At 56.9% G+C, this 16,536-nt stretch carries 14 protein-coding genes; 6 read left to right on the top strand and 8 right to left on the bottom strand.

Features of this window, described 5'->3' with window-relative positions; translation table 11 throughout:
* Nucleotides 1–13: 13 nt before the first annotated feature.
* The 5 genes from rplI to dusB all read left to right on the top strand — a co-directional run bounded on the left by rplI (nucleotide 14) and on the right by dusB (nucleotide 6,179).
* Nucleotides 14–466 carry a 50S ribosomal protein L9 gene (rplI, locus tag ACWGKN_RS06070; RefSeq protein ID WP_035229102.1) on the top strand — a complete coding sequence of 151 codons (453 nt, stop codon included), beginning with the start codon at nucleotides 14–16 and terminating at the stop codon, nucleotides 464–466.
* A 165-nt stretch (nucleotides 467–631) separates the two neighbouring features.
* A complete protein-coding gene (dnaB, locus tag ACWGKN_RS06065; RefSeq protein WP_035229103.1) occupies nucleotides 632–1,999 on the top strand; it encodes a replicative DNA helicase in 1,368 nt (455 codons plus the stop codon).
* Between the two features lie 63 nt (nucleotides 2,000–2,062).
* Nucleotides 2,063–4,552 (top strand): leucine--tRNA ligase, encoded by a 2,490-nt coding sequence (leuS, locus tag ACWGKN_RS06060; RefSeq protein ID WP_424253638.1) that lies wholly within the window; start codon nucleotides 2,063–2,065, stop codon nucleotides 4,550–4,552.
* A gap of 86 nt (nucleotides 4,553–4,638) precedes the next feature.
* Complete coding sequence (gene lptE, locus ACWGKN_RS06055) at nucleotides 4,639–5,166, top strand: LPS assembly lipoprotein LptE (RefSeq protein ID WP_035229105.1); 528 nt, start codon at nucleotides 4,639–4,641, stop codon at nucleotides 5,164–5,166.
* A 71-nt stretch (nucleotides 5,167–5,237) separates the two neighbouring features.
* On the top strand, nucleotides 5,238–6,179 hold the full coding sequence (gene dusB / locus ACWGKN_RS06050) for a tRNA dihydrouridine synthase DusB (RefSeq protein ID WP_452094874.1): 942 nt from the start codon (nucleotides 5,238–5,240) through the stop codon (nucleotides 6,177–6,179).
* 72 nt (nucleotides 6,180–6,251) lie between these two features.
* Here the strand turns inward: dusB and ACWGKN_RS06045 are convergent, their stop codons facing one another.
* A complete protein-coding gene (locus tag ACWGKN_RS06045; protein WP_035229108.1) occupies nucleotides 6,252–7,790 on the bottom strand; it encodes a leucyl aminopeptidase in 1,539 nt (512 codons plus the stop codon).
* 167 nt (nucleotides 7,791–7,957) lie between these two features.
* On the opposite strand from ACWGKN_RS06045, the gene ACWGKN_RS06040 reads away from it, so the two are divergent.
* The gene (locus ACWGKN_RS06040; protein ID WP_452094873.1) at nucleotides 7,958–9,007 is read left to right on the top strand and encodes a hemolysin family protein; all 1,050 of its coding nucleotides are present in this window, start codon (nucleotides 7,958–7,960) and stop codon (nucleotides 9,005–9,007) included.
* Here ACWGKN_RS06040 and ACWGKN_RS06035 read toward each other — a convergent pair whose 3' ends face one another.
* From ACWGKN_RS06035 to ACWGKN_RS06005, 7 genes are all read right to left on the bottom strand, one after another.
* Nucleotides 9,008–10,102: a S1C family serine protease gene (locus ACWGKN_RS06035; protein WP_452094872.1), complete on the bottom strand. Its 1,095-nt coding sequence runs from the start codon at nucleotides 10,100–10,102 to the stop codon at nucleotides 9,008–9,010.
* A 75-nt stretch (nucleotides 10,103–10,177) separates the two neighbouring features.
* The gene (gene mgtE, locus ACWGKN_RS06030; protein ID WP_052159925.1) at nucleotides 10,178–11,560 is read right to left on the bottom strand and encodes a magnesium transporter; all 1,383 of its coding nucleotides are present in this window, start codon (nucleotides 11,558–11,560) and stop codon (nucleotides 10,178–10,180) included.
* Nucleotides 11,561–11,887: 327 nt separating this feature from the next.
* Complete coding sequence (locus ACWGKN_RS06025; RefSeq protein WP_424253632.1) at nucleotides 11,888–12,439, bottom strand: nitroreductase family protein; 552 nt, start codon at nucleotides 12,437–12,439, stop codon at nucleotides 11,888–11,890.
* A gap of 73 nt (nucleotides 12,440–12,512) precedes the next feature.
* Nucleotides 12,513–13,670 carry an acyl-CoA dehydrogenase family protein gene (locus ACWGKN_RS06020; protein ID WP_035229111.1) on the bottom strand — a complete coding sequence of 386 codons (1,158 nt, stop codon included), beginning with the start codon at nucleotides 13,668–13,670 and terminating at the stop codon, nucleotides 12,513–12,515.
* A 4-nt stretch (nucleotides 13,671–13,674) separates the two neighbouring features.
* On the bottom strand, nucleotides 13,675–14,463 hold the full coding sequence (locus ACWGKN_RS06015) for an enoyl-CoA hydratase-related protein (RefSeq protein WP_035229113.1): 789 nt from the start codon (nucleotides 14,461–14,463) through the stop codon (nucleotides 13,675–13,677).
* 66 nt (nucleotides 14,464–14,529) lie between these two features.
* On the bottom strand, nucleotides 14,530–15,276 hold the full coding sequence (locus tag ACWGKN_RS06010; RefSeq protein ID WP_035229115.1) for a DUF6125 family protein: 747 nt from the start codon (nucleotides 15,274–15,276) through the stop codon (nucleotides 14,530–14,532).
* Between the two features lie 24 nt (nucleotides 15,277–15,300).
* Nucleotides 15,301–16,506: a M24 family metallopeptidase gene (locus ACWGKN_RS06005; RefSeq protein ID WP_035229117.1), complete on the bottom strand. Its 1,206-nt coding sequence runs from the start codon at nucleotides 16,504–16,506 to the stop codon at nucleotides 15,301–15,303.
* Nucleotides 16,507–16,536 lie beyond the last annotated feature (30 nt).

The following is a 16,536-nucleotide window of genomic DNA, read 5'->3' as shown; positions in this document are numbered from 1 at the left end:
TAAGGAGTCACACATGGAACTCATACTCAAACAAACCATCAGTACTCTGGGGCAAGAGGGCGATGTCGTCACCGTCAAGTCGGGTTATGGTCGCAATTATCTGCTGCCACAGAGAAAAGCGGTCCTGGCCACTCCCGCGAACAAGGCTATTTTAGAGCAAAACAAGGCAGATATCATTGCCAGAAGAGAAGCAGAGCGCAAGATTGCCGAGGATCTGTCGAAAAAAATTTCCGGCCTGGAGATCGTGATCGAACAACTCGCCGGTGATGACGGGAGGCTGTTCGGATCGGTTACCAGCGCCGATATAGCTGCCAAATTGGCCGAAAACAATATTGATATTGACAGGAAGCAGATTCTCCTCGTCGATCCGATCAAGACCCTCGGGACAACCACCATCAGCATCAAGGTCGGTTTCCAGATGACCACGGATATTACGATCAATATCGTTCCCAGTACCAAGGGATAGTAGTATTTGATATAAGAAATCAGTTGGCGGCAGATACGGCGGAGAGTGCGCCGACCGGGCTGATCTCTTAACCGACACACCAGGATGGGTCTTGCCTTCCTGGTGTGTTTTTGTTTACACTGCTGCTCATATTCACACACCATCTCCCAACCGGACATATCATCAATGAACAACCTGCCCCAGAACGGAATCGGCATTCGCGTCCCTCCCCAGAATATCGAGGCCGAGCAGGCCGTTCTCGGGTCGATCCTCTTGAAGGACAAAGCGTTCAGTACGGTTCTCGAAATCATCGGGGGGAACGATTTTTATAAAGTTGCCCACCGAATCATTTTCGAGGCCTTGATCGATCTGTTCGAGAAAAACGAACCGCAGGACCTTCTGACTCTCTCTAATCTTCTGAGCGATCAGAACAAACTCGAGGAAATCGGCGGAATCGCCTATCTGACAAGCCTGACCTCCATCGTCCCGGTAACGGCAAATATTGCCAGTTATGCCAAGATTATCCGCCAGAAATCGATCCTTCGCCAGCTCATCCGGGTAAATTCCGATATCGCGTCGAGATGCTATGAGGAACAGGGAGATATCGATACCCTCGTTGATGAGGCGGAGCAGGCTATTTTCGACATTGCCGGCGCCAAGAGCAACCAACATTTCGTTGCGGTCAAACACATTGTTCCCAAGGCATTTGAAACGGTTGAAAATCTATTTAAACGCAAGGAACTGATCACCGGAGTTCCAACCGGGTACTATGATCTCGACCGCTACACCGCCGGCCTCCAGCCTTCGGATCTCATCATCCTTGCCGCACGCCCATCGATGGGTAAGACCGCCTTCGCGATGAATATCGCTCAGCACGCGGCGATGATCGAGAAGATCGGCGTTGCCATATTCAGCCTGGAGATGTCGAAGGAACAACTGGTCATGCGCCTTCTCAGCTCCGTCGGCAAGATCGATTCGCAGCGAATCCGTACCGGCCGGTTGCAGAACGATGACTGGCCGAAATTGACCAGAGCTGTCGGAATGCTTTCGGAGGCCCCGATCTATATCGATGATACCCCGGCTATCTCCGTTCTTGAGATGCGCGCCAAGGTCAGGCGTCTCGCCTCCCAGTTCGACATCGGCCTGGTGGTCGTCGATTATCTGCAGTTGATGCAGGGGCGCGGCAACACCGAAAACAGGACTCAGGAGATCAGCGATATCTCGAGATCACTGAAGGCCCTGGCCAAAGAGCACCACATGCCCGTCCTCGCCCTCTCCCAGCTCAACCGGGGCCTGGAAAACAGGACCGACAAACGGCCGATGATGGCCGATCTCCGTGAGTCCGGGGCCATCGAACAGGACGCCGACGTCATCTGTTTCATCTATCGCGACGAAGTCTATAACAAAAGCGAGGACAATCCCAACAAGGGCAGTGCCGAGGTCATCATAGGCAAGCAGAGAAACGGTCCGACAGGCATGGTTAAATTGACATTCCTCAAAGAATTCACTATGTTTGAAAACATGAGTGCAAAAAGTGAATACGAAACGATGTAATCCAAACGATATTCGGTTCGCGCAGGCCACACCAGGCACGGGCAAATGCATAGGGACAACACCATGATCACCAGCCAGAGCGGCAAGAAATACGATTTCAAGGCAATCGAAGAAAAATGGCAGCGTTTCTGGAGTGAAAACTCCACCTATCAAACAACTGAAGACGCGACGCGGGAGAAGTACTATGTCCTGGAAATGTTTCCTTATCCTTCAGGAAAGATCCATATGGGACATGTGCGGAACTACTCCATCGGCGACGTGGTTGCCAGGTACAAGAGAATGCGGGGCTACAATGTCCTTCACCCGATGGGATGGGATGCCTTCGGTCTGCCCGCTGAAAATGCCGCCCAGAAAAACAACAGTCACCCCGCCACCTGGACCTACGCCAACATAGAGTACATGCGCAAACAGCTGCGGCAGCTTGGCCTTTCCTATGACTGGCAGCGTGAGATTGCCACCTGCAACCCCGGGTATTTCCGCTGGGAGCAACTCTTTTTCATCGATATGTGGGAAAAAGGCATCATCTACCAGAAGGTGACGACCGTCAACTGGTGCGAATCCTGTCAGACCGTGCTGGCCAACGAACAGGTGATCGAAGGCTGCTGCTGGCGTTGCGATCAGCCGGTTATGCCGCGGAAGATGAACGGCTGGTTCTTCAAGATCACCGATTATGCGGAGGAACTGCTCGCCGACCTCGATACACTGACAGGGTGGCCGGAAAAAGTCGTGACAATGCAGCGTAACTGGATCGGAAAATCCACAGGGCTCACCTGCGATTTCCCGGTCGATGGACTCGACGAGAAGATCTCCATCTTCACGACCCGTCCCGACACCATTTTCGGGGTCACCTTCATGTCCATCGCCGCCGAGCATCCCCTGCTCGACACACTCCTGCCGGGCACTGCAAATGAGGACGAGATCCGGAAATTCATCGATCAGATCATCACCGAGAAGCAGCGCAAGAGCAACGAGGAAGAACCGGAGAAAAAGGGTATCTTCACCGGCAGATACTGTATCAATCCATTCAATGGGAAGAAAATACCGCTGTATATCGCCAACTTTGTCCTGATGGACTACGGCACCGGTGCCGTCATGGCGGTACCGGCCCATGATGAACGGGATTTCGAATTTGCCAGAAAATACGGGCTCGACATCACTCCGGTCATCATGCCGGAAGGGGAAACGCTGGTCGGTGAATCAATGGATCAGGCCTATACCGGTCCCGGGACCCTTGCCAATTCAAGCGATTTTACCGGTCTGCCATCGGAAGAGGCGCAACAGAGGATCATCGGCCATGCCGTCGACCACGGTTTCGGCGCCCCCCACGTCACCTACCGGCTCCGCGACTGGGGCATCTCCAGGCAACGGTACTGGGGCGCCCCGATTCCGATGATCCACTGCGACAGCTGCGGGGTGCAGCCGGTCCCCCGCGACCAGTTGCCGGTGGTGCTGCCGGAGGATGCCGATCCCGGCAACAGCAAATGCGACCCGTTGCACCAGCGCCCCACCTTCTATACCACCACCTGTCCCGTCTGTAATGGCCCGGCTCGCCGGGAAACGGATACGATGGACACCTTCGTCGAATCATCGTGGTATTTTGCCAGGTATACCTGCCCGCGGCTCGCAGACGCGCCGATCGATCGCGACAAGGCCTCGCACTGGCTCCCGGTCGATCAGTACATTGGCGGGGTCGAACATGCCATCCTCCATCTCCTCTATTCCCGATTCTTCACCAAGGTGCTGCGGGATCTCGGTTATCTCACCATCGATGAACCGTTCACCAACCTCCTGACCCAGGGGATGGTCATCAAGGATGGCGCCAAGATGTCGAAATCAAAAGGAAACGTTGTTGACCCCCATGATCTTGTGGCAGAATACGGGGCCGACACCGTACGGCTGTTCAGCCTCTTTGCCGCCCCTCCGGAAAAGGATCTGGAATGGAATCCGCAGGGGGTGGAAGGCGCCTCCCGATTTATCAACAGGATCTACCGGTTCATTGAAAACAACGGACAGAGCCTGGTCAACGTCCCTCCCCCAGGCAAGGTACTGAGCGAAGCAGACCGCAATCTCCACCGCAAGACCCACCAGACCGTACGGCGGGTGACGGAGAATATTGAAAACAACTTCCATTTCAATACCGCTATCAGCGCGGTGATGGAGCTGTTCAACGGCATCTTGACGGCCACAGACGAGGAAAAAGGAAATGCGGTTCACCCGTATTTTGTCAAAGAGGCAATCGACTCCGTCCTGCTGCTGCTTTCACCGATGATTCCCCATTTCTGCACTGAAATGTGGGACCGGCTGGAAATGGGTTCGATCGAGACCGTTCCGTGGCCGCAATGGGATGCCGAGGCTGCTGCCGAGGATCGTCTCACTATCGTGGTCCAGGTCAACGGCAAGGTGCGCAGCCGCCTTGAAGTCCCTGCGGACATCGACGACAAACCCCTTGTCACCATGGCTCTGACGGACGATAATGTCGCCAGATTCATCGGCGCCAGAGAGGTGAAAAAGACCATTGTCATCAAGAAGAAACTTGTGAATATCGTTATATAACACTATACTCTGTGCCTTGATAGCACCAGTGGCGCTGCCCAAAGGACACTGGAAAGCCTCCTCATTTCTTGACAAGGAGAACTCTGTTGAAGACACCACGGCTTATAACTTCGACCTTCACAGCCTTTCTGCTGCTGTTCCTGGCCTCCTGCGGGTATCACAATCCCTACGTCTATTCAGGTCCGGAAAAATCGATCTATATCACTGAATGGAAGAATCGGACCAGCGAGCTGGGACTCGACTCGCAGATTTACCGGTCACTGGCCCGCTGGTTCCAGAAGTCAGGGTCGCTCCATGTCACGAAAAATAGAGCAGGCTCTGATCTGATCCTCGCAGGCGAGATCGTTTCGATCTCCCTGCCAAGCTTGAGTTACAGGTCGAACCGCGATGCGGCCGAGGTCAAGCTTACCCTTCGTGTACGGTATATCCTGAAGGATATCGCCACGGGCAAGGTCCTGGTTGAGGCGCCGAGCGATTATTACACCGAATCATATTTGACCTCTTCTTCTTCCGCGGTCGAGGAGGAAAACAAAAAACAGGCGTTGGAGACCATTATCAAAGATCTCTCCCAGAAGATCTACCAGAGAACGCTGGTTCAGATCCCCAAGCTGTAATCGGCTCGTCTCCCATATTTTTCCCTCAGGCCGGTTTCTTTACCGAAATCGGCCTGTTTTTTTTTGCACCCATGCTGATAATCGGTTCGCTCGCCTTCTCCTCGCCTCTTGTCCTCGCTCCACTTGCCGGATACAGCGATCTGCCTTTTCGGCTTCTCTGCCGCGAATATGGCGCCGGTTTCTGTGTCTCGGAAATGATCAGTTGCCATGGTCTGTGCTATCAACAGCTAAAGACCATCGACATGCTGCTGTCAACGCCTGCGGAGCGTCCCGTCGCCTTTCAGCTTTTTGGTGCCGATCCCGACCGGATGGCGGAGGCGGCGGCGATCGTCTCGACCTTTGCCCCGGACATGATCGACATCAACATGGGCTGTCCGGTGAAAAAGGTGACAAAACGCGGCGCCGGGGCCGCTCTCATGGCCTCGCCCGGTCTCGCCGAAAAAATAATCCTGAGAGTCGTGGCGAATACATCCCTGCCGGTGACGGTCAAGATCAGGGCCGGGGTCAATGCTTCCGAGTTGAACGGAGTAGAATTCGCCAGGATGGCGCAGGGTTCGGGGGCAGCCGCGGTCATCGTCCATGGCCGCACCTGGGCCCAGGGATTTTCGGGCCGGGCGGAGAGAACCATCATCGCCACAATCAAACAGGCCCTGACGATCCCGGTCATCGGCAATGGCGACATCCAATCATATCAGGAGGCGATGCAGCTGCTGGAGGAAACGGGGTGCGACGGGGTCATGATCGGCAGGGCCGCCCTGGGCAACCCCTGGGTCTTCTCCGCCGCGGGCCGTCCGGATGATCTTGGGACGATCGTTGACGGGGCGATCCGTCACCTCACCCTGGTTGAGCAGTTCCTCGGCCCCGACAGGCCGATTGGTGTCATCAGGAACCATATCGGCAAATATTTTAAAAACCTGCCGGGAAGCAGTGATATCCGCAGGGCAGTCTACAACTGCTCTGCACAGTCAGACATGAAAAACCTTCTCCTGTCTCTGAGAAATACGGACGAATGACGGGCATGGCACCTGTCGCCGGCTGTGAAGATCGGCACCTCCCTCCGGTGAAGATTTCACCCCCCTCCCCAATCAACCAGTTTTCCGAAGAAAAGCCGACCAGTTCCTGACCAGATGGATCAAGGATCGGGTGCCGATACCTGACGGGCCTTTCGGGATATACGACTTTTCAGTGAATTCCCAGGCCGTCCCGGCGATATCAAGATGCACCCACGGAACATCCCCAACGAATTTTTGGAGATAGGCGGCGGCCGTGATCGTTCCTGCCGGCTTGCCGCCGGTATTCTTGATATCCGCCACCTCGGATTCGATCTGTTTGCTGTACTCCGGCCCGAGGGGCAGCCGCCACATCGGTTCGCCGCTGCACCGTCCGGCCTCCTTGATCCTTTCCGCCAACTCGTCGTTATTTGCCAATATACCGGTATAATGATGACCGAGGGCGATGATGACCGCTCCCGTCAAGGTGGCCAGGTCGATGACACAGCAGGGGGAGAATTTTTCAATCCCGTAGGCCAGTGCATCGGCGAGGATCAACCGGCCTTCGGCATCGGTATTGACGATCTCCGAGGTTACACCGCCATAGTGGACGATGATGTCACCAGGCTTGACCGCCGCTCCTCCACCCATGTTTTCCGTGGCCGGGATGATCGCCACCACCCCGACATCCGGCCGTTCTTCGCCGATGACCTGCATGGCGGTCAACACGGCTGCCCCGCCGCACATATCGAATTTCATGTCCTGCATCCCCGTCGCCGGCTTCAGTGAGACTCCACCGGAATCGAAGGTCAGGCCTTTGCCGATCAGGAGAATCGTCTCCGCCGGTTGTGGGGGTCGGTATTCGAGGATCACCATCTTCGGCGGTTCGGCCGACCCCTTGCTGACGGCGATGATGCCCCCCATCCCAAGGCGCTGCATATCCTCCTTCTCCAGGATCGTCAGCGACATCGCCATGCTGTCGGAGAGGCCTTGCGCGTATTCACCAAATCGTGACGGCGTCCAGTCGTTGCCCGGCTCGTTGGCCATATCCCTCGCGGCATTGGCGGCCCTGGCGGCCCGCTCCCCCCGCTCAACCCCCTTGCGCACCTCACCCATTCCGGATGAGGTGTGGAAAACGACCTTCGTCAGCCCGGGATACGGCACCTCGTTTTTATCCTCGGTCTTGTACTTGCGAAATCGATAGTCGCCAAGCAACACCCCTTCAGCAAGGCCTTCGGCGACGCCACCAGGTCCGAGGCGGGAGAGAACCGGGAGGCTGATCATTATCGATCCGGCCTGGATCTTGGCGCATTGGCGGGCTATATTGCCTCCGACGACCCTGCATGTCTCCCTCAGGACGCAGGGATCTTCTGTTTCAGCAACCTTGCCCATGCCCGCCAGCATGACACGTCTGGCGCCAAACGTCTTCTCAATGGCCCGATCCGGGTACAGGATCAGAATTTCATCCATTTTGGCTTTGAAATCTCCAAGTTCCAGCGCATTCATTGCCAAGGGGCGCAACCGGTCTTCACAGGACGGCAGTCCCTGTTCCGGCTGCGCCATACAGATCACCAGCAGGTCACCGCGATATGCGACAATATCCTTACTGCTCACCGAAAGCTTTGTCGTATTCATTTGATCCTCTCGCGACACGCTCTATTGCGTACAATTTTCTGGTTATTCTCCAGATAGATACGGTATGATTTTTCACTCAAGGAGAGCCGCCGCATCGTTTTGTCCGGCATGCGGAATCGATTGCGCGCTCCAAAAAAATATCTTCGATACAATGGGAGATTTTTTACGTGCTGCAAACATTCATTACCGCCACCATCTCAGCGGTCCTTGTGTCCGCCCTGTGCTCTCTCTGCGAAGCCGTCCTCTATTCCGTGACCACAAGCCAACTGGAAATGCTCAAAAATTCGGGTCATGCATCCGCCGGAACCCTCCTGGATCTCCGTGCTGATATCAATGAACCGATTACCGCCATTCTGACGCTGAACACTATCGCCAACACCGTCGGCGCCGCAATCGCCGGTGCTGCATCGGCCAAGCTTTTTGGAGATGAAAACCTCGTATTGTTCTCCGGCATGTTCACCATGACAATCCTGATCTTCTCCGAAATCATACCCAAAACTCTGGGCGTGAGCTTCGCCTTCCGACTCGCGCCGGTCGTCGCCCATCCCATCCGCTGGATGGTTGTGATCCTCAAGCCCATCGTCTGGTTCTGCCGCCTCATCACTCGGCTCCTGCCATCCAATGCCCAGGATGTCAATATAAGCGCCGAGGAACTGCAGACCATCGCCACACTCTCCCTTGAATCCGGGGCGATCGAGAAGGCCGAGGAAAAGGTCATTATCAATATCCTCAGTCTGAAAGGAAAGATTGTCCGCGAGGTCATGACCCCCCGCACCGTCACCTTTTCTCTCGACGAACAGCTGACTGTCGAAGCGGCCATGAAAAAGGTGACCCTCGTTGGCAATCACAGCCGTCTTCCAGTCTTCAACAACGATCCGGACAACATCACCGGCATCGTCCTGCGCCGGGATGTCCTGCAGGCGGCGGCCGAGGGGAAATCGGGGCTGGTCCTCTCCCGTATGCTCCATCCGGTGCATTTCGTGCCGGAAACCGCACCTCTCAACCGCGTTCTGGTCGAATTCTTTGATCGTCGCCAGCACCTCTTCGTTGTCGTCGATGAATACGGCTCGATGACCGGGGTGATCTCACTGGAGGATATCATCGAGGAGATTGTCGGACGGGAGATAGTCGATGAGACCGACCGAGCCAGGGACATGAGGGAGTTCGCCCGGGCCAGAAATCTTCAGGCGGTGACCAGGAGAAAGAGCTGCTCCTGACTATTCCACCGCCCCAAGGCGCACCGGGAGATCGACCGACGTCCCGTCCCGTAATACCGTCACCATGACCTCGTCCCCGACCTTGAAACGTTCGAGTTCGGTCCGGATGGCATCATAGGAATCCACCTTGCTGCCGGCGATCGCGATGATGATATCGCCGAGAACGATCTCCCCCATATACTGCGTGGTGGCCCTCAGTCCCGCCTTGTCGGCCGGGCCGTTTTTCTCCAGACCGAGAATCAGCACCCCGTCGACGCCGAGGTTGGCATTGAGATTTTCGTCGGCCAGTGTTGCCCCGAGACCCGGCCGTATAATCCGGCCGAATTTGATCAGTTCGGGCACCACCCGATTGACTTCGGATACCGGGACAGCGAAGCCGATGCCGGCATACGCCCCGGAAGGGCTGTAAATGGCGGTATTGACTCCGATCAGCCGGCCGGCGCTGTCCAGCAGCGGCCCCCCGGAATTCCCGGGATTGATCGCCGCATCGGTCTGGATCATGCCATGGATCATGCGGCCGCTGACCGATTTGATCTGCCGGCCGAGGGCGGAAATGATCCCGGAGGTGATGGTCCGGTCGAGACCGAAGGGGTTGCCGATCGCATACACCTTCTGGCCGACGAGCAGGTTCGCCGATTCACCGATGGTGATCGGCTGCAGCAATTTCTTCGGGGCGTTGATCCGGAGCACGGCAATATCCTTGTCGGCAGAGGCGCCGACCAGGACCGCCTTCCACGTCGAATTATCGGCCATGGTGATCTGAACGCTGTTGGCATCGCTGATCACATGATAATTGGTGACGATCCGCCCCTCGTTGTCCCAGACGAAACCGGAGCCGGTGCCCTGCGGAATCTCGACCGCATTGAGTGAAAACAAGCCCCGCCGCAGGGCGGTGCTGGTGACATAGACCACCGCATTCGAATTGTTCTTGAAGATCTCGATCGTATTCTGCTCGTCGGCGGCCAGATCGCCGCGGGCGGTCACGCTCCGCGGCGTCGCCTCCGGATTCAGAGGTGAGCGCACCGGCTGGCCGAATAGCAGCCACAGCCCGAACAGTATCAGAAAAAGGACCAGGAAGGGGGAGATTTTTTTCATGGCAGTATGATCAATGGCTCTGATTCGACCCGGTGTGACATCACCAGCGACAGATCGGACATCTATCCAGGCGATCTATAATTGCAGCAGCAGCTTGGCCACCGACAGATACACGAATACACCCAGGACGTCGATCAAGGTCGTGACCACCGGACCGGTAGCGATAGCCGCATCGACATCAAACCGCTTCAGGATCAACGGGACGAGGGAACCGACCGTCGCCGCCATCACCATCGAAAAAAAGATCGACAGGCCGACGACCAGGCCAAGCAACCTGGGCTCGGCATAGCCGAAATAGGACACCACCCCGAGCAGGAGCCCATAGAGGCTGCCGAGGATCAAGCCAACGCGCATCTCCTTGAACACAATACGGAACAACTCGTTGATATTGACCCGGCCGGTGGCGATTCCCCTGACGATGATGGTCGACGACTGGGTGGCGATATTGCCGCCCATGCCGGCAATAATCGGCATGAACGAGGCCAGGGCGATAATCTGGCTCAATTCGTGGGAGAAAAAACCGACGATCAGCATCGACATGAGGCCGCCGGCAAATGTCGCCAGCAGCCACGGGGCCCGGATAATGGAATTTTCTCGGATCGATTTGAGCAGGATCTCGCGGTCCTTACCGGCACCGGCCATCTGCAGGAACTCCTCGGTCGCCTCCTCGCGGATGACATCGATGATATCGTCGACGGTGACGATCCCCAGCAGCTTGTAGTTGGAATCGACGACCGGCACGGCCAGGATGTTGTACTGGGAGACCACATGGGCGACGTCGTTCTGGGGGGTATCGGTCGTAACCGAGATGACGTTGGGGTTCATGATGTTTTTCAGCTGCCGGTGCGGCGGATGCATCAGCAGTTCGCGCAGCGACACCACCCCGGCGAGTTTGCCGTCGCCGTGGGTGATATAGAGATAGAACACCATCTCCTTTTCCTCGCTGCGTTTCTGGATGCTGGTAATGGCCTCCCCCGCGCTCAGCTCTCCGTCAAGGCTCATGAAATCGGGGGACATGAGTCCACCGGCGGTCTCGGGATGATACTGGAGCAGTTCCTCCATCTCTTCCCGATCCTGTTTTTCCATGTGCTTGCGGATATCGTTGGCAATCTCCTCCGGCAGGACTTCGAGCAGGTCGACGGCGTCGTCGGACGGCATGTTGGCAAGGATATCGGCCATCATCTGCGGCGGCATTTCCTTGACCAGATCGACTACCAGCGAATCATCGAGTTCGCTCAGAAATTCCCCGACGCGTTCGGTCTGGGCGATGATATTGAAGATTCTGGTACGCTCTTCATCGGTAAGATGGCGAAATACCCATGCGATATCAGCAGGATGGGTTTTTGATACGAGCTTCATCAAATGCTCGTTGGCCCCCCTCCTGGCAAGGCGGCGGACCATATCGAAAAGGACCATCCCCTCGTTGCCGACGAGTTCTTTCTTCCCCTTTTCTTCCATATCCATTCCCGACGATTAATGATTTACGGCATCCACCTGGTTCAAGGCAAAGTGACGTCATTATACTGCTATACCAAAGCGATGCTACAATCATTTTCCCTCACAACAGAAAGGAATACGATTTTTCGGCGCAGCCGCAACTCAACCGCCAAGACGATGTCCAGCGCCCGGAAGCCCACCCATCGGACTATAACATATCAAGCAAATTCAAACAGATAATTGTGACGACCACGACAATGAGACCAATCATCCATGCCTTGGTCCATCCTGGTGATACGGCGGGAGAAAACTCAGCCAGCGAGTAACGAGACGGTGAAGCGATACTGTTCAGAACCGCCGGTAATGCACAAATTCGGCGGCGGGGCGGCGGGGCGGCGGTGAAGGGGCATGGGCGGGATAGCCGAGCGGAATCAAGGAGACAATATCATATGTATCTGGAATTTCGAGTAATTTGGCGACGCGGTCATGGTCGAAGGAGCCGACTATCACCGCCCCCAGCCCGAGGATGTGGGCGGTCAGGCAGATGTTCTGGGTGGCAAGCCCAAGGTCGAACATCAGCCAGTCCTCGAACCTGGTCTGGCGTTCACCATTGTAATACCCGGCCTTGTGTTTCCGCCCGCAAATCCCGAGCACCACCGGGGCCTGGGTCATGGCGCGGGTAGCCGGGTTTTTCGGCGACAGCAGCTCGACCAGCCCTTCCTTGTCGGCCTGGGCCTCGATGACGACGACCTCCCAGCACTGGCTGTTGCCCCAGGACGGTGCCCAGCGTACTGCTTCAAAGAGTTGCTCGAGCTTCTCCGGCTCGATCGCCTTGTCCTGAAAGCGGCGGATACTCCTCCTCTCCTTGATTGCCTGCAGCAGTTCCTGTTCGAGCATCATCGGTCCTCAATGGTCGCATTTTGATGAGATTGCAGTAAACCCTTCTGCGTTTTTCCGGCATTCACTCTCACCATCATGAGAGCTCGCGCAGGATCTCCCTGGAGATGATCATGCGCTGGATCTCGCTGGTACCCTCATAGATCGTGGTAATCCGGGCATCACGGGTATAGCGCTCAATGGGGAAATCCTGGGTGTAGCCGTAGCCGCCCAGGATCTGCATCGCCTCATAGCAGGCCCGGTTGGCGGTTTCCGTGGCGAACACCTTGGCCATCGAGGCCTCCTTGGCAAACGGGCGGCCCTGCTCCTTGCGGAAGGCGGCGTTCATCAGCAGCAGTCGTGCCGCCTCGAGCGCGGTGTACATATCGGCAATCTTCCATTGAATCGCCTGGAACTCGGAGATCCTCTTGCCGAACTGCACCCTCTCGAGTGCATAGCGGGCCGCGAAATCCATCGCCGCCAGACCGACCCCGAGACCAAGGGAACCGATGCCGATGCGCCCGCCGCCGAGTTCGGCAACCGCCACCCGGAAACCATCGTTCATTTTTCCCATCAATGCGCTCTTCGGGATCCGGCAGTCTTCGAACAGGAGTTCGTTCGTCGATGAGGCGTGCTGCCCCATCTTCGCCTCCCGCTTGCCGATTACAAGCCCTTTGGACCCTGCTTCGACCAGGAACAGGCTGATGCCCTTGCCCTTCGGCGCCTTCTGATTGGTCACCGCCCAGACGACAAAGACCCCGGCATAGGGGGCGCTGGAGATAAAGATCTTCGAGCCGTTCAGCACCCACTGGTCGCCATCGAGGACCGCAGTCGTTTTCATCCCGGCGGGATCTGAACCAGCCCCCGTCTCTGTCAGCCCGAAGGCCCCGGCCAGGCTCTCACCGCTGCAGATCATCGGGATATACCGCCTTTTCTGCTCTTCCGTGCCAAGGGCCTGGATGACCTCGTTGACCATGTTGTTGACCGACACCGTCACCGCCGTGGACGCGCAGGCCCGGGCGATCTCGGTGACGGCGAGACTGAAGGCGATCGCACCGGCCTCCGCCCCGCCGTACTCGTCCCGGATATTGAGACCCATGAAGCCGAGTTCCGCCAGCTTTTTCAGGTTGGAGAAAAAGGTCTCTTCATTTTCACCCCTGTCCAGTCCGGCGGCGACCGGTGCCAGTTCGGCGGCGGCAAATTCACGCGCGGTATCCTGGATAAGTTTCTGTTCCTCTGTCAGGTCGAGATTCATGATTTCAATCCTTGTCGCTGTCGAAGCGTGGCACCCGTTTTTCAATAAAGGCCTTCATTCCTTCCTGCTGCTGGGGGCTGGCAAAACACATGGCGAAGAGATCGGCCTCGTAGCGGCAGGCCCGGCCGAGATCCATCTCGAGGCCGTTATTGACTGCATCCTTGCAAAATCTGACGGCGACCGGGCCGCGCGCGGCAATTTTTCCTGCCAGTTCCCGGCACGAGTTCATCACCTGGTCCCGCGGCACCACTCGGTTGACGAGACCGATCCGGGCGGCCTCGCCGGCCTCGATGATATCGCCGGAAAAAAGCAATTCGCAGGCATATCCCTTGCCGATCAGGCGCGGCAGGCGCTGGGTGCCGGCAAAGCCCGGGATGACACCGAGACCCACTTCCGGTTGACCGAAGCGGGCGTTTTCGCCGGCAATACGGATGTCACAGGCGAGGGCGAGCTCACAACCGCCGCCCAGGGCGAAACCGTTGACGGCGGCAATGACCGGCCGATCGAGCTGTTCGATCGCATTCATCACCTTTTGCCCCAGGGTGGCAAAATCACGGGCCTGCAGCGGATCGAGATGCTGCATGTAGGCGATATCGGCCCCGGCGACGAAGGATTTCTCCCCCGATCCGGTCAGGATGACAACACGAATTGTCGAATCATCGGCAATCACCTGGAAACAGCGGGCGAGATCCTCCAGAGTGTCGCGGTTCAAGGCGTTGAGCACCTTCGGCCGGTTGATCGTGACTGTGGCAATGGCCCCATCTTTTTCAAACAGGATTGTCTCGAATTCCATACAGTTTCTCCACTCTTCTTCAACTGCGGCAAAAAAGTTTTGATCAGGTCTCTCCGGGATGCTCGATCACTCGACAAGCGTGAATTTCCAGGCGCAGAACCATTCATCCGGATGCGGGTCGGGCGGACAGCCGATGCACTGGGTGGTGATCCTTTTATCGACCGCCCGGGCAAAATAGCTGTACTCGACCAGACCGGCCGACTTGCAGGGGTAATCCTGCAATCCCTTCCGTTTTCTGGCGCTCTGGACCCGACAATCGTTCATCTGGAAGACAAAACTGTCAGGGGTCTCATCGGTAAACGACTGCTCGTTGACGAAACCATAGACCCTGAAGGCCAGGGCCTTTTTCAATCCCTGCAGTCCCGGGTTTTCCGGCAGGTCGAGCAGCTTTTTGATCGATGCCGCCTCGAACGGTGAAAACTGCGCCCAGCAGGAATCGTTGCAGCGTTTGGCCTCATTGAGTCCTTCAGCCGACTCGATGGTCTGGAACCAGATGCCGTCCCCTGCCAGCCAGTTTTTTGCCACCCGGTCCCGCAGGTCGATCAAGGCCTTATCATCCATGGCGAGAAGAGCCCCCGGAATTCCGTCTTCCATCGAAAACCCGAGCAGCTTCGACAGATGATGCATCTGCACGTCATAGCTCTTCTTCGTCGCCGCGTGGAGAAATTCCAGCGCCCTGTCCATCCCCATCTGGTGTTTGACCTCGGCAAACCACAGGGCGTGGTGGATCATCGATCGATGAAAAAGGTCGATAACCAGGCGGGCCGTCTCTTTTTTGTCCAGTTCATCCGGATTGTTGGCGTTCTTCAGCATGTGCTTCTCCCGAGTTCGGCTGGATCAACCTGCCAGTATCACGATATCATCCAGCATTTTTGTCAGCGGTTCAAGCCCGCTGGCGGTAACAAGGTGGGTGTTCTCAATACCCACGACCCCTTTACCGGGGAGTATGACCTTGGGCTCAAGGGCAATGATCATGCCCTCGGCCAGAGGAAGCTGCTGCCCTTTGGCCAGAAAGGGAAACTCATCCAATTCCAGACCAACCCCGTGGCCGGTGAATCGTATCCGTCTCTCCCCTACCCCCATAAACCATTCCCCATAGCCCTTCCTTTCAGCCGAAGCCACCATCCGATCATAGATCTCCCCGGTGATCGCCCCCGGCACGGCGAGCCGTTTCACCTCTTCCTGGATCTCCAGCATTGCCGCATGGGCCCGCACCAGTTCGTCCGGCAGGGCGCCGATGGCAAAGATCCGTGCATGGTCGGAGATGTATCCGTTCAGGGCAAAGACATAGTCGAACAGGACCGGTTCGTTCCTTTGAATTTTCCTGAAACCCGGCCCCTGGCCGATCAACGGACTGACACCGGCCCCTCCGGTCGGCGAGGCGAGGTAGCTCGGCACCGCCGCCGATGGTCCGGCCATCAGATGGCCGTAGAACAACTCACTCCCCCACAACCGCATCCGGACTATCCCCTGGTGGCCGAGGCTGCGGGCGTAGGCCTCGAGTTCACCGGCCAGTTCGATCTCCGTCTTGCCCACCCGCAGCAGTTCGGGAACTTTCCCCGAGACTGCATCGGAGCCGGCCGCTGCCTGGCGGACGAGTCCTATCTCGTAGGGTGATTTCACCGCCCGGATCAATCGTATCGCCGTCGATACATCAACGATCGTGCTGTCTCTGAAGATGCTTTCGTACTGCCGATAGAGATTGACCGGCACGACATCGAGTTCCATCCCCAGCCGCGCCGGCAGTTGATACCCCCGCTCCCTGATGATATCGGGGATATTCTTCGAGCCTGCCAGGGAAACGATGTCCGGCAGGGCCGATTCCGCCTTCGCCCGCTCGAATTCCTTGAAGATCATCAGAATCGGATCCCCTGCTGCCGGAACATACAGCCATCCCTGCTGGGCGGTCGCGCCGAAATAGAAGAGATCGGTCTTCTGGACGATGAGCGCGCCGTCGACGCCGTCTTGCCGCAACGATTCCTGGAACCTGGCGATCCGGACCTGCAATTCGACCGCCGGTGTCACCTGCTCATAGCTGTTCATGGTATCCCTTCTTCTGCACGGTCTTCAATG

The organism is Desulfoprunum sp. (assembly GCF_053613775.1).
This window is presented reverse-complemented; position numbering and strand designations above follow the sequence as displayed.